The 12,613-nt window shown below is 69.7% G+C and carries 12 protein-coding genes and 1 pseudogene; 7 read left to right on the top strand and 6 right to left on the bottom strand.

Translation table 11 applies throughout. From position 1 onward, the window contains the following. The first annotated feature begins 212 nt into the window (after window positions 1-212). The 4 genes from AB0L53_RS55710 to AB0L53_RS55695 all read left to right on the top strand — a co-directional run bounded on the left by AB0L53_RS55710 (window position 213) and on the right by AB0L53_RS55695 (window position 4,155). Entirely contained in the window at window positions 213-1,232 is a 1,020-nt protein-coding gene (locus tag AB0L53_RS55710) for a LacI family DNA-binding transcriptional regulator (RefSeq protein ID WP_364014191.1), read from the top strand. A gap of 96 nt (window positions 1,233-1,328) precedes the next feature. Beyond that, window positions 1,329-1,583 (top strand): hypothetical protein, encoded by a 255-nt coding sequence (locus AB0L53_RS55705; protein ID WP_225301664.1) that lies wholly within the window; start codon window positions 1,329-1,331, stop codon window positions 1,581-1,583. A gap of 125 nt (window positions 1,584-1,708) precedes the next feature. Then, window positions 1,709-2,554: an N-acetylmuramoyl-L-alanine amidase gene (locus AB0L53_RS55700; protein ID WP_364014081.1), complete on the top strand. Its 846-nt coding sequence runs from the start codon at window positions 1,709-1,711 to the stop codon at window positions 2,552-2,554. Then, window positions 2,551-4,155 carry a beta-N-acetylhexosaminidase gene (locus AB0L53_RS55695; RefSeq protein WP_364014078.1) on the top strand — a complete coding sequence of 535 codons (1,605 nt, stop codon included), beginning with the start codon at window positions 2,551-2,553 and terminating at the stop codon, window positions 4,153-4,155. Before AB0L53_RS55700 ends, AB0L53_RS55695 begins: the two co-directional genes overlap by 4 nt. Before the next feature lie 28 nt (window positions 4,156-4,183). Here AB0L53_RS55695 and AB0L53_RS55690 read toward each other — a convergent pair whose 3' ends face one another. Further along, a complete protein-coding gene (locus tag AB0L53_RS55690; protein ID WP_364014075.1) occupies window positions 4,184-4,963 on the bottom strand; it encodes an aminoglycoside adenylyltransferase domain-containing protein in 780 nt (259 codons plus the stop codon). Between the two features lie 101 nt (window positions 4,964-5,064). Beyond that, window positions 5,065-6,117 (bottom strand): quinone-dependent dihydroorotate dehydrogenase, encoded by a 1,053-nt coding sequence (locus AB0L53_RS55685; protein ID WP_364014072.1) that lies wholly within the window; start codon window positions 6,115-6,117, stop codon window positions 5,065-5,067. Window positions 6,118-6,238: 121 nt separating this feature from the next. Between AB0L53_RS55685 and lpdA the strand changes: the two genes are divergently transcribed. Continuing rightward, the gene (gene lpdA, locus AB0L53_RS55680; protein ID WP_364014069.1) at window positions 6,239-7,618 is read left to right on the top strand and encodes a dihydrolipoyl dehydrogenase; all 1,380 of its coding nucleotides are present in this window, start codon (window positions 6,239-6,241) and stop codon (window positions 7,616-7,618) included. Window positions 7,619-7,674: 56 nt separating this feature from the next. Here lpdA and AB0L53_RS55675 read toward each other — a convergent pair whose 3' ends face one another. The 4 genes from AB0L53_RS55675 to AB0L53_RS55660 form a co-directional block, all read right to left on the bottom strand. Further along, on the bottom strand, window positions 7,675-8,580 hold the full coding sequence (locus tag AB0L53_RS55675; protein ID WP_364014066.1) for an LLM class flavin-dependent oxidoreductase: 906 nt from the start codon (window positions 8,578-8,580) through the stop codon (window positions 7,675-7,677). A 23-nt stretch (window positions 8,581-8,603) separates the two neighbouring features. Next, a complete protein-coding gene (locus AB0L53_RS55670; RefSeq protein ID WP_364014063.1) occupies window positions 8,604-9,596 on the bottom strand; it encodes an aldo/keto reductase in 993 nt (330 codons plus the stop codon). A 13-nt stretch (window positions 9,597-9,609) separates the two neighbouring features. Next, window positions 9,610-10,701 (bottom strand): FAD-dependent oxidoreductase, encoded by a 1,092-nt coding sequence (locus AB0L53_RS55665; RefSeq protein ID WP_364014060.1) that lies wholly within the window; start codon window positions 10,699-10,701, stop codon window positions 9,610-9,612. 100 nt (window positions 10,702-10,801) lie between these two features. Then, window positions 10,802-11,278 carry a MarR family transcriptional regulator gene (locus tag AB0L53_RS55660; RefSeq protein WP_364014057.1) on the bottom strand — a complete coding sequence of 159 codons (477 nt, stop codon included), beginning with the start codon at window positions 11,276-11,278 and terminating at the stop codon, window positions 10,802-10,804. 271 nt (window positions 11,279-11,549) lie between these two features. Here AB0L53_RS55660 and AB0L53_RS55655 point away from each other — a divergent pair, with 271 nt between their 5' ends. Next, window positions 11,550-12,194, top strand: coding sequence for a response regulator transcription factor (locus AB0L53_RS55655; protein WP_364014054.1), 645 nt, complete (start codon window positions 11,550-11,552; stop codon window positions 12,192-12,194). Then, window positions 12,191-12,613: pseudogene (locus AB0L53_RS55650) on the top strand (two-component sensor histidine kinase); the annotation flags it as partial. The gene AB0L53_RS55655 and the pseudogene AB0L53_RS55650, both read left to right, overlap by 4 nt.

Raw genomic sequence — 12,613 nt, 5'->3', positions numbered from 1 at the left:
CGGTCGGGCCGCTTCGGCTGACTTCCCGGGTGTCACAACAGCACAGTATCCGACGCCATGCCTAATAGCGGACATGTAACCAAGGGGTCAATATCAGCCTTCCCTAACATGAGGCCGTACCCTGCGGCGAACTCGATCGTTTGGTCAGACAGGTGCCCAACTTCGCATCGCGGGGGAGACACATGTCAGGACCACCCGTCAACACTTCAACTATTACCGAGCTCCGGGAGGTAGACGCGGTACCTCGGCCACGACCGACCATCCGCAACGTCGCCGAGCGAGCCGGCGTCTCGAAATCGCTGGTCTCGCTCGTACTACGCGGATCCCCGCACGTGAGCGAGCACCGGCGGCAAGCCGTGCTGCAGGCGGCCCGCGAGCTCGGCTACCGGCCCAACGCGGTCGCGCGGAGCCTCGTCGAAGGCCGTACTCACCTCGTCGGCGCGCTCGTCGCCGACCTGCACAACCCGTTCTACGCCGAGTTCCTCGACGGACTGCAGGAGAGCCTGCACGGCGACGGACTGCGCATGCTGATCGGCAACAGCCAATGGGACCCCGCCTTCGAGGACGAGGCCGTGGAGGCCTTCCTGGAGCTCAGGGTCGACGGGCTGGTGTTACTCGGCATCGCGCCGACCAGCGAGACGCTGATCGAGGCGACCTCCTACACGCCGACGGTCGTCGTAGGGGAACGTGACATCGAGCTCGACGGCGTCGACATCGTGGTCGACGACGACCAGCTCGGCGCCCGGCTGGCCATCGATCATCTGGTCGAACACGGCCACAAAAGGATCGCGCACATCGAGGGTCCGCGCTCCTCACGCTGCGAGGGCTACCTCGTGGCGATGCGCAGACACTCGCTGGCGCCCTACATCATGGTCGAGGCGGCGGAGTCGACCGAGGAGAGCGGCCGGCAGGCCGCACTCGCCCTGCTCAGCCGCGAACCCAGGCCCACGGCGATCTTCGCCGCCAACGACGTAGTTGCGCTCGGCGTCCTCTCGGCCGCCGCGGAACTGGGCCTGAAGGTGCCGGACGACCTGTCGGTGGTCGGTTACGACAACACCCACCTGGCCGCCTCGCACCACATCTCTCTCACCTCCGTAGACCAGCCGCGCCGTACCATGGGCCGGTCCGCGGCGGCACTGCTCAGCGACCGGATCGGAGACCCCGCGAAAGTAGCCCGTCTGCGCCAGGTGACCCCCGAACTCATCGTCCGGCGGAGCACGGGTCCCGTTTAGAGAAAGCCAAAGCTGGGTCAACCCGTGCGGTGGCGGCGCCGCACGGCGGTTTACTCGTCAGGGTCATGCGACACGATCTGATCCGGGGGGACAGCCATGCGTGATCCGGAACTGGTGTCCTGCGCCCAGCGCGCGGCGACCGAGCTCGAACGTGCCTGGGCGCAGTGGCGCGCGGGCCGGGACAGGGGCAGGGGAATCGACGTCGGTGCGGAGTCCGTGGCCAGCTACGTCGCCCACTCCCTCGACCACCCGTGGGGCCGTCCCCGCGTCGTCCTCGGCCTCGACGCCGAGGATGCCCGGGAGCTCGCCGCGCTGCTGGAGCGGCAGGAGGTGGGCGAACACGTCTGGTGAGGAGCCGCTCTTCACACAGGAGCCGCGCTCCCCACAGGAGCCGCTCTTCACATAAGCGTCTAGCGAGGGGCCGCTTCTTGACATAAGCGTCAGGTGAGGACGCCGCTTAACGTAAGTTGGAGCGTATGCGTGCTCTTCCAGCGTCACTCCTCGCCGCCTGCGGCCTGATCGCCACCGCGTGCGGCGGCACCGACAGCGGTGGCGCCGCGGCAGGTCAGGTCGCCCGAGCGGCCGCGACGACGCCCGCCTCGGCGTCGACGCCGACTCAGGCGAAGTCTCAGGCCCATGCCAAGCCCCAGGCGGTGGCCGGCCCGCTGGAGGGCAAGACCATCGTCATCGACCCTGGGCACAACGGCGGCAACTACCGCAATCCCACGGCCATCAACCGCAAGGTCAACGTGCTGACCAAGTGGAAGCCGTGTGACACGACGGGCACCGAGACGGCGAGCCACTACACCGAAGCCGCCTTCAGCTGGGACGTCTCCAACCGCATGGTCAAGATCTTGAAGGCCCGCGGCGCCAAGGTGAAGCTGACCAGGGCCGACAACAACAGCGTCGGTCCCTGCATCACCCAGCGGGCCGCCATCGGCAACAAGGCCAAGGCCGACGCCGCGATCTCCGTGCACGGCGACGGCGCCCCGGCCACCGACCACGGCTTCCACATCATCATGCCGAAGAAGATCAACGGCCCGGTCGACCCCGTCGTGGCAGCCTCGAGCAGGCTGGGCATCGCCGTGCGCGACGCGTACACGAAGGGCACCGGCATGCCCTTCTCCAACTACATCGGCAGCAAGGCCCTCGACTACCGCAATGACCTCGGCGGCCTCAACCTGTCGACCGTGCCGAAGATCTTCATCGAGTGCGGCAACATGCGCAACGCGGGTGACGCGGCCAAATTCAAGGATCCCGCGTTCAGGCAGCGGATCGCGGTGGCGCTCGCCGACGGATTGCAGCACTATCTCAAAGCATGATTCCTCGCCCCAATCTGCTGAGCGATCTGTCCGCCTCCTACGAGCTGACCTCGGGCGCGGCCGTCTCGGGGCCCGATGACCTGGTCGAGGCCGTACGACTGGCGCTCCCGGTGCTCGACCTGCGGCCGGGCGACGCGGGAGCCGTCGACCTGCGGCACGACCCCACACTCGGGCCGGAGGCGTACCGGCTGGTCGTGGGGTCGCGCGGAGTGGAGATCACGGCGGGTGACCGGGCGGGCGCCTTCTACGCGGGACAGTCGCTGCACCAGTTGCTGCCGCACGCGTCCTACCGTTCGGCGTTCTCGGCCGAGGCGGCGTGGATCGTTCCCGGGGTACGGATCGAGGACGCTCCCCGCTTCTCGTGGCGTGGGCTGCACCTCGACGTGGCCAGGCACTTCTTCCCCAAGCGGGAGGTGCTGCGCCTGGTCGACCTGATGGCGACGCACAAGCTCAACCGCCTCCACCTGCACCTGGTCGACGACCAGGGCTGGCGGGTGGAGAGCAGGGCCTATCCGAGGCTGCACGAGGTGTCGTCGCACCGCTCGCGTACCGCGACCAACCACTACCGCGAGCCGGAAACCTACGACGAGATCCCGCACGGCGGCCACTACTCGCTCGACGACCTGGCGGAGATCGCCGCCTACGCGCGGGCCCGCGCCGTCACCGTCGTGCCGGAGATCGACGTGCCGGGGCACGCCCAGGCGATCCTGGCCGCCTATCCGGAATTCGGCTCCTCCGATGAGGACTACAAGGTGCTGGAGCGGTGGGGCATCACTCCGGCCATCCTGTCCCCCATGCCGCCCACGGTGGAGTTCCTGACCACGATCTTCGACGAGTTGATCGGCGCCATCGGCGAGACCCCATACGTGCACATCGGCGGCGACGAGGTGGTCCTCGACCACTGGGCCGCCTCCCCCGAGATCACCGCCTACCGCGACTCACTGGGCCTGTCGTCCATGGGCGAGTTGCAGGCGTGGTTCCTGCGCCGGCTCGCCGACGTACTCGCCGATCGCGGCGCGCGGGCGGTCGTGTGGGACGAGGCGTTCGTCAGCGGCGAGTTGCGGCACGACACGCTGGTGATGCCGTGGCGCGGGATGAGCGTCGGCCGCCGGGCCGCCGCGGCGGGCCACGAGGTGATCGCGACGCCGGTGTTCCCGCTGTACTTCGACTACGCGGAGTCCGCGTCGGCCGACGAGCCCGTGGCGATCGGCGACACGATCACGGTCGCCGACGTCGCGGCCTTCTCCCCCGCCCCGGACGACTGGTCCGAGGAGGAGCGGTCGCGGGTCGTCGGGGCGCAGGCCCAGCTCTGGAGCGAGCGCATCCCTGACGCCCGTACGCTCGACTACCGGGCGTGGCCGCGGGCGTGTGCCCTGGCGGAGGTGGCGTGGTCCGGCTCGGCGGGGAGCGACTTCCCGGCCCGCCTGACCGAACATCTCGGCCGGCTCGACGCGATCGGGGTGGAGTACCGGCCGCTGGACGGGCCCAAGCCGTGGCAGCGGCGCAGGCCGCACCGGCCCGCCGTCGTACGCGTGGCCGACGTCATGACGCGGCTGGACTCGATGACCCACGACGCGGAGTCGACCAGGCCAAGCGTGTGAGCCGCGGCCCCAGCGTGTGAGTGGCGGGTCACATCTCCAGGACCATGGTCATGAAGGCCAGCAGGTCGGCCCGGCGACGGAACGGATTGCGATAGAGCGCGGGGCCGCCCTGCCTGATCCGCAGCGCCTCGCGCACGATCCGGTGCCAGCGCTCGTGGAAGGCCTCCAGCGCGTATTCGCCGGCGGCCGACTTCGACGTCACCTCACCCACCGCGAGCGTCTGGCGCAGGCGGGCGATGCCGAGCACGCCCCACGCGGTCTGGTAGTCGCTCAGCGCGGCCACGCCCGGCCAGGAGATCCGCCGGGCACTGCGCTGGACCCACCTGGTCCAGTACGTCGCCAGGCTCTCCCTGGTCGTCCGGGCGAGCGCGTCCCAGTCGGTGTGGATGCCGAGCTGGGCCGCCGCCGGTCCCCGGACCGCCACCCCGCTCTGGGCGAGTACGTGCCAGGTGACCAGGTGCCGCTCGGCCCGTCCCGACTCGGTCAGCCGCCATTCGCTCACCGACGGGCCGTCGGGTGCCTGCGCCGGATCCTTGCGCAGGTCGTCCCAGGTCACGTAGAGGCCGTCGAAGTGCGGCCTGGCCCCGCTGGGCCTCAGCTCGGCGTGGATCGTACGAAGGGTTGCGGGGTCGGGCGACCGGCTGGTCACGGCGACGAAGTCGACGTCGCTCAGCTGCGGCCGGTAGTCGCCCAGCGCGATCGACCCCTGCAGGTACAGCCCCTCGACCAGACCGGGCGCGTGGCGATCGGCCAGCGCGAGGTAGTCCCGGCACAGACGCGAGGGTATGTCAGGCAGATCATCGAGCATCCGGGAACCCTAGCAACGCCGGGAAACGCGTGCCGTCCCGTTTCCGGGATCGCAGTTTTCAGGCCACGCGCTTCACACCGTACGTTTTCACGTCGCGCGCCTCAGGCCGTGCGGCCGATGGCTTCGGAGATCGAGCTGAGGCCGTGGCGGCGGACGCGGCGGGCCAGTTGCCGGTGGATGCGCGCGGCCCAGAACGGCCCGCCGTAGATCCACCCGGTGTAGCCCTGGACCAGGGTGGCCCCGGCGAGCAGGCGTTCCCAAACGTCGTCGACGTCCTCCACGCCGCCCACCGAGACCAGCGTGAGCCGGTCGCCGACGCGGGCTCGCAGCCGGCGCAGCACCTGAAGGGAGCGGGCCTTGAGCGGGCGGCCCGACAGCCCGCCGGTCTCGCCACCGTGCCGGATCGTGGTGTTGGTCGCGATGATCCCGTCGAGTCTCAGCTCCAGCGCAAGGTCGGCGACGGCGTCGACGTCCTCGTCCGCGAGGTCAGGGGCGATCTTCACCAGCAACGGGGTACGGCGCGGCGTGCCGTCCGCGACCAGCTTGACCGAGGCGAGCAGCGGGCGCAGCAGCGACACGGCCTGCAGGTCGCGCAGCCCAGGGGTGTTGGGCGAGCTCACGTTGACCACGAGGTAGTCGGCCAGCGACGCCAGCTCCTTGGCGCTGGCCACGTAGTCGGCGACGGCCTCGGACTCGGGCACCACCTTGGTCTTGCCGATGTTGACCCCGACCACGACCGGCACCCCACGGGTGCGGCGCAGGCGGCGCGCCGCGGCGGCCGCCCCGGCGTTGTTGAACCCCATCCGGTTGATGACAGCCCGTTTCGGCACCAGCCTGAACAACCGGGGCCGGGGGTTGCCGGGCTGGGCGTGCGCGGTGATGGTGCCGACCTCGACATGGCCGAAGCCCAGGGCGGCGACGCCCTCGGCGCAGGCGGCGTCCTTGTCGAACCCGGCGGCCAGGCCGAGCGGTCCGGGGAAGTGCACGCCGAACGCGCTGACGCGCAGAACCGGGTCGTGCGGCGCGAGAGCTCGGTGGAGCAGCCGCTTGAGCAGGGGTAGCGCCGAGAGCAGCGCGAGGGCCCTGACAGTCAGATGGTGCACGGCCTCGGCGTCGAAACGTCGCAAGACCTGCGTGAACACGAGGCGATACATCAGGGGTCAGGGTACCAATTCGGACGAGCCGGCTCCGCCCCCGGGCAAGCGCGATCGGCTGGGGCCTTGACAGAGGGGCGAGGTTCAGGAGTGGAGTTGGGCGGGCGGTATGGTCCGACTCATGAGCACTCACTATGACGTCGTCGTTCTCGGCGCGGGTCCCGGAGGGTACACGGCCGCGGTCCGCGCCGCCCAGCTCGGGCTGCGCGCAGCGGTCATCGAGGAGAAGTACTGGGGTGGCGTCTGCCTGAACGTGGGCTGCATCCCGTCCAAGGCACTGCTGCGCAACGCCGAGCTCGCGCACATTTTCCACAACGAGGCCAAGACCTTCGGCATCAGCGGCGAGGTCACCTTCGACTACGGCGCCGCCTTCCAGCGCAGCCGCAAGGTGGCCGACGGGCGGGTCAAGGGCGTCCACTACCTGATGAAGAAGAACGCCATCACGGAGTACGACGGCCGCGGCACGTTCCTCGACGCCAACACGATCCAGGTGAACGGCGAGACGATCACCTTTGCCAACTGCATCATCGCCACCGGGGCCAGCACCAGGCTGATCCCGGGCACGTCGCTGTCGGAGCGGGTGGTGACGTACGAGGAGCAGATCATGACCGATCAGCTCCCCGGCAGCATCATCATCGCGGGCGCCGGCGCGATCGGCGTGGAGTTCGCGTACGTCCTGCACAACTACGGCGTCAAGGTGACGATCGTGGAGTTCCTCGACCGGATGGTCCCGCTGGAGGACGAGGAGGTCTCGGCCGAGCTGGCCAAGCGCTACAAGCGGCTCGGCATCGAGGTGCTCACCTCCACCCGTGTCGACGGCATCGAGGACACCGGCGCCTCGGTCAAGGTGACCGTCACCCGCGACGGGCAGCAGCAGGTGCTGGAGGCCGACAAGGTGCTGCAGGCCATCGGCTTCGCACCGCGCGTCGACGGCTACGGCCTGGAGAAGACCGGTGTGGCCCTCACCGACCGGGGCGCGATCGCGATCGACGGCCGGTGCCGGACGAACGTGCCGCACATCTTCGCCATCGGCGACGTCACCGCCAAGCTGATGCTGGCGCACGCCGCCGAGTCCATGGGCATCATCGCCGCCGAGACGATCGGCGAGGCGGAGACCATGGAGCTCGACTACGTGATGATCCCGCGCGCCACCTACTGCCAGCCGCAGGTGGCCAGCTTCGGCTACACCGAGGCGCAGGCCCGTGACCTGGGCTATGACGTGAAGGTGGTCAAGTTCCCGTTCACCGCGAACGGCAAGGCGCACGGCCTGGGCGACGCGGTCGGCTTCGTCAAGATCATCAGCGATGACACGCACGGCGAACTGCTCGGCGCGCACCTGATCGGCCCGGAGGTGACGGAGCTGCTGCCCGAGCTGACGCTGGCCCAGCAGTGGGACCTCACCGTGCACGAGGTCGCGCGCAACGTACACGCCCACCCGACGCTCGGCGAGGCGGTCAAGGAAGCGATCCACGGCCTCTCGGGGCACATGATCAACATGTAGGGACGTACCTGACGAGATCGGTACGGCCGCCGCCGTACCGATCGTGCCTCGGCTTCTCAAGCTTTGGCGATCGCCTCCCGTACGGCGGGAACCACCTCCCTGGCCCAGCGGCTGAGGATGAGGGGGTCCGGCCCGGCGTGGTTGGCCGAGAAGAGCATGAAGCCCGACGCGCCGTGCTCCAGCACAGCCCCGGTCAGTTCCTCCACCCACTGCTCGACGGAGCCGCCGACCCAGCGGCCGTCGCGGTCACGCGTGGCGGGCAGCGGCCGGTCGGTGATGCTTCCAGGGAAGTTGAAGACCGTGCGGATCTCGCCCGGGTCGCGGCCCACGGCCGCCGCCGCTTCGTCGATGACCGGCCGGGACGCCCGGTATCGCTCGCTGAGCCAGTCCGCCGCGTGACCGGGGATCCAGCCGTCGGCCACCCGCCCGGTCGCGGCCAGGGACTTGCGGCCCACTGATCCGGTCCACACGGGCGGCGCGGCCACGGAGGCCGGCTCGATCTGGCTCACCTGGTAGTGGCGGCCCTGGTAGGTGACCGGGGGGCCGCCGCCCGACAGCAGCTTGACCAGGGTGATCGCCTCCTCGAAGGCGTCCACGGCATCGCCCGGTGACAGCTGCGGCACTCCCATGGCGGCGATGCGCTCCCACAGCCCGCCCGCTCCCATGCCGAGCACGACGCGGCCGCCCGACAGCGCCGACAGCGACGTCACGGTCCGCGCCAGCATGGCCGGCGGCCGGGTCGGCAGATTGGTGACGTTGGCGAAGCCCGCGATGTGCTCCGTGCGTCCCAGGATGAAGCCGAGTGAGGCGTAGGCGTCCAGGCGCTCGCCGATGTAGGGGTGGTCCGACAGCGAGAAGAGGTCGAGCCCGTCGCGGTCGGCTTCCTGGGCCATGCGCAGCAGCTCGGTCATCTCCCCGATGCCGCTGTGCGCGCCGAAGCCGAAGACGACTTTCCTGTCCATAGGATGTTCTGCCTTTCCAGTGATCACCATGCGTACGCCTCAGGCGCGGGCTTGGCCCCGTTCGGGGCGGGCGGTGGGAACAGCTCGTCCAGCTTGGCCAGCGTGCTGTCGTCGAGCGTGATGGACAGCGCGCGGAGCGAGCTGTCGAGCTGCTCGACCGTGCGCGGCCCGATGATCGGCCCGGTCACGCCCTCCTGCGCGAGCAGCCAGGCCAGCCCGACATGGGCCGGGTCCTCGCCGAGGTCGGCGCACAGCCGCTCGTACCTCTCCAGGGTGTCCCGGTGCCTGGCGAGTGTCGAGACCGAGCGTCCCGAGCTGCCGCGGGAGGCGCCGCCCTCTTTCTGCTTGCGCAGGACGCCGCCGAGCACGCCGCCGTGCAGCGGCGACCATGGGATCACGCCCAGCCCGTAATGTCGCGCCGCGGGCAGCACCTCCAGCTCGATCCAGCGGGTCATCAGGTTGTAGATCGACTGCTCGCTGACCAGGCCGAGGAAGTGCCGCGACCGCGCGGCCTCCTGGGCCTGTGCGATGTGCCATCCGGCGAAGTTGGAGGAGCCGAAGTAGAGCACCTTGCCCTGCTCGCGGAGGACGCTGAACGCCTCCCAGATCTCCTCCCACGGCGTCTGCCGGTCGATGTGGTGCATCTGGTACAGGTCGATGTAGTCGGTCCGCAGCCGCCGGAGGGATGCCTCGAACGCGCGCCGGATGTTCAGCGCGGACATGAACCTCTCGTTGGGCCAGGTGCCCGTCGGCAGGTAGAGCTTGGTGGCCAGCACGGTCTTGTCGCGCCGGCCGCCGCTGGTGGCGAACCAGCGGCCGATGATCTGTTCGGTGACGCCTTCGCCCTGCGGCACGCCGTAGACGTTGGCCGTATCGAAGAAGTTGATGCCGTGCTCGTGCGCACGATCCATGATCGTGTGACTGTCGTCTTCCGAGGTGTCCTGCCCGAAGTTCATCGTGCCGAGCACGAGCCGGGACACGGACAGGCCGCTGCGGCCCAGGTGGGTGTATTCCATGTCGTCCAGCCCTTCAGGCCGCGCCGAACTGCTCGGTGAAGCGGCCGGTGAACAGGTCGGCGCCCTTGTACGCCGAGACCGTCGTGGCCGGGACGACGGCCGGGCCGTCGGGTGTGGGGAGCTGGCCGGCGCCTCCGCGCGGGCCGAGCGGGAGCAGGATCATGGGGTGGGCCGCGGCCTGGTAGGTGGCCGTGGGCCGCTCGCCGCGCAGTTGCGCGGTGATGTTCTGCGCCACCACCTCGGCGTGCTGCATCGCGTACCCGGCCATCTTCGCCTCGGGGACGTCGGTGATGTCGCCGATGGCGTAGACGTGGTCGTACCCGTGGACGTTGAGGGTCTCGGTGACGGGGACCTGTCCCTGCGGTGTGCGGGTGGTGATCCGGCCGTCGGCGAGGTAGTCGCTGTTGACGCGCACGCCGTGGGCGCGGAACCAGATGTCGGCGGTGATGTCGTCTCCGCCGGTGGTGGTGACGGTGAAGGTCCCGGCCTGGCCGGGCTCGGTCGCCGGCGGCGCCGTCAGGCCGGTGCCCAGCCGCAGCTCGATGTTCTGCTCGTCGAGCTGGCGGTGCAAGTCTTGGCGCATCTCCGGCTGGAAGGCGGGCAGAAGCTGCTCGGCCGGGTCGACGATGGTCACGTGCTTGTGCGGCCAGACCTCCTTGACCTCTCCTGCCAGCTCCAGGCCGACCGGCCCGGCGCCGAGGATCAGCACCCGCTCGGCGCCGGCCAGCTCCTTGTGGGTGAGGCGGAGGTCGTCCATGACCTCCTCGGTGGAGTCGGCATCGGGCTTGGCCGGGTAGGCGTAGCTGGAGCCGGTGGCCAGGACCACATAGTCCGCCTCGACCCGCTGCCCCGAGGCCAGGGTGACGCCGCCGGGGTCCACCGAGGCCGCACGGTCGCGCAGCACCGTGCCGCGCGTCAGCCACTGCTTGTAGGGGAAGAACATGTTGCTCCCCCACTCAGGCTGGGTCAGCGCCCGCAGCGACCCCGCCGTGTTGATGAACGCCTCCCGGGGGTCGACGAGGATGACGTCCGCCTCGGACTCCAGTGCCTTGGCGACCGCCGAGCCCCCGTAACCGCCACCGATGACAGCGACTGTACGACGCATGATTCACGCTCCCACATTCAATAAGAGTTGCAGTTCGCGATACGAACAATAATAGTTCGCTACACGAACTGCAACTCGCCTCGAAGGCGGCGGGGCGGTTTCACCGCTCGGCGAGGGCCCCTTCGTCGGGCTCCCGGAAGATCATCGGGACCTTGTTGTCCAGCACGACGCGGCCGAGCAGGCCGGCGAGCGTGTCACGTTCGGCGGCGTCGAGCCCTCCCGTCAACTGCTCGATGCGCCGGCAGGTCTCGACATAGAACTCCTTCGCGAGCCTGTCTCCGCGCCGGGTGAGCGCGACCCGCACCGCACGGGAGTCCTGCGGGTCCGGCTTGCGCTCGACCAGGCCGTTGCGCTCGGTGCGGTCCACCAGGCCGGTCAGGCTCGACTTCGCCAGCCCCAGCGTCGCGCCCAGCTCACTCATGCCGTACGGCTGCGGCATCAGCACGCACAGCAACTGCCCCTGCTGCGAGGTGAGGCCGTACTCCCGGGCGGACTCGGCGTACACGGCGTTCACCAGGAACGTGGACCGCACCAGCCCGGCCACAGCCCCGATCTGGCCATCGTCATCTTTAACCACTCGATCAGGGTAACATCGAAACGCCAGACAGTTCGTGAGGCGAACTAGGGCTTTCTCCGGCCAGCACGAGAGCGGCGGCGCAGGACAGACTGCGCACGTGGTTCCAGCGCGGCGAGTACGCCGGCCAGTCCATGTCGCCGGCCTCCAGCGCGTTGTTCCGAGGTCATAGGTGGCGTGCTACCGAAAACCACACCACACGATCAACATGTGACGGAGCGCTCGGACAAGGCGCTTATTCGCGGCTAACACCCGACCCGCCACGCTCGACCCCATGCGAGTGCTTGTCGTGGAGGACGAGGAAGAGCTGGCCGACGCGGTCGCGCGCGGCCTGCGGCTGCACGCGATCGCCGTCGACGTGGCCTACGACGGGCAGGAGGCGCTGAACCTGGCCTCGTACGTCGACTACGACGTCGTGGTCCTCGACCGCGACCTGCCCGAAGTGCACGGCGACGACGTCTGCGGCGAGCTGGCCAGCGCCAGCCGGATCCTCATGCTGACCGCCGCGGGGCAGGTCCGCGACCGGGTCGACGGGCTGTCGCTGGGGGCCGATGACTACCTGGTCAAGCCGTTCGCGTTCGCCGAGCTGGTGGCCAGGATCCGGACGCTGGCCCGCCGGTCGTCCCGGGTCGTGCCGACGCCGCTGGAGCGGGCCGGGATCCGGCTCGATCCCGGCCGCCGTACGGTGACCAGGGATGAGCGGGCGGTCGCGCTGAACCGCAAGGAGTTCGACGTCCTGGAGCAGCTGCTGCTGGCCGGAGGCGACCTCGTCACCTCCGCCGAGCTGCGCCGGCGGGTCTGGGACGAGCACGCCAACACGGGCACCGGTGTGCTGCGCGTCACGATCACGTCGCTGCGCAGGAAACTGGGCGCGCCGCTCGCGGTCCAGAACGTCCCCGGCAAGGGCTACCGGCTGTGACACGGCCCTGGCCGTGGGACCGGCTCGGGCTGCGCATGCGGCTGGCCCTGCTGTACGGCGGGCTGTTCTTCGTCGCCGGGTCGATGCTGCTCTGTGTCACGTACCTGCTGACGGCTCGGGCGATGAACACGCAGTTCGTCACGAAGTTCGGCGGCCCGCTGATCGCCGGTTCGGAGGACGTGCCGCCCGACGCCGGCTCGCCCGTCCGGCAGGTACGGGTCGATGTGGAGCAGGGCGCGGCCACCGTGCTGAGTGACATGCTGCGGTCCTCGGTGGTCATCATGATCGTGATCGGGATCATCGCGTTCGTGCTCGGCTATCTGGTGGCTGATCGGGCGTTGCGGCCGTTGGATCGGGTGACGGAGACGGCGCGGCGGTTGTCGGAGAGTACGTTGCATGAGCGGATCGGGTTGCGGGGT

The sequence above is a fragment of the Nonomuraea sp. NPDC052129 genome, assembly GCF_040680095.1.
Lineage (GTDB): Bacteria > Actinomycetota > Actinomycetes > Streptosporangiales > Streptosporangiaceae > Nonomuraea.
Note: the sequence above shows the minus strand (reverse complement) of the source record. Positions and strands in the feature narration are given on the sequence as shown.

Excerpts from the sequence above, each read along its gene's own strand:
- AB0L53_RS55675 (WP_364014066.1), bottom strand. The coding sequence starts at position 8,580 with ATGGACAGGAAAGTCGTCTTCGGCTTCGGCGCGCACAGCGGCATCGGG.
- AB0L53_RS55700 (WP_364014081.1), top strand. The coding sequence starts at position 1,709 with ATGCGTGCTCTTCCAGCGTCACTCCTCGCCGCCTGCGGCCTGATCGCC.
- AB0L53_RS55690 (WP_364014075.1), bottom strand. The coding sequence starts at position 4,963 with ATGCTCGATGATCTGCCTGACATACCCTCGCGTCTGTGCCGGGACTAC.
- AB0L53_RS55655 (WP_364014054.1), top strand. The coding sequence starts at position 11,550 with ATGCGAGTGCTTGTCGTGGAGGACGAGGAAGAGCTGGCCGACGCGGTC.
- lpdA (WP_364014069.1), top strand. The coding sequence starts at position 6,239 with ATGAGCACTCACTATGACGTCGTCGTTCTCGGCGCGGGTCCCGGAGGG.
- AB0L53_RS55665 (WP_364014060.1), bottom strand. The coding sequence starts at position 10,701 with ATGCGTCGTACAGTCGCTGTCATCGGTGGCGGTTACGGGGGCTCGGCG.
- AB0L53_RS55685 (WP_364014072.1), bottom strand. The coding sequence starts at position 6,117 with ATGTATCGCCTCGTGTTCACGCAGGTCTTGCGACGTTTCGACGCCGAG.
- AB0L53_RS55705 (WP_225301664.1), top strand. The coding sequence starts at position 1,329 with ATGCGTGATCCGGAACTGGTGTCCTGCGCCCAGCGCGCGGCGACCGAG.
- AB0L53_RS55670 (WP_364014063.1), bottom strand. The coding sequence starts at position 9,596 with ATGGAATACACCCACCTGGGCCGCAGCGGCCTGTCCGTGTCCCGGCTC.
- AB0L53_RS55695 (WP_364014078.1), top strand. The coding sequence starts at position 2,551 with ATGATTCCTCGCCCCAATCTGCTGAGCGATCTGTCCGCCTCCTACGAG.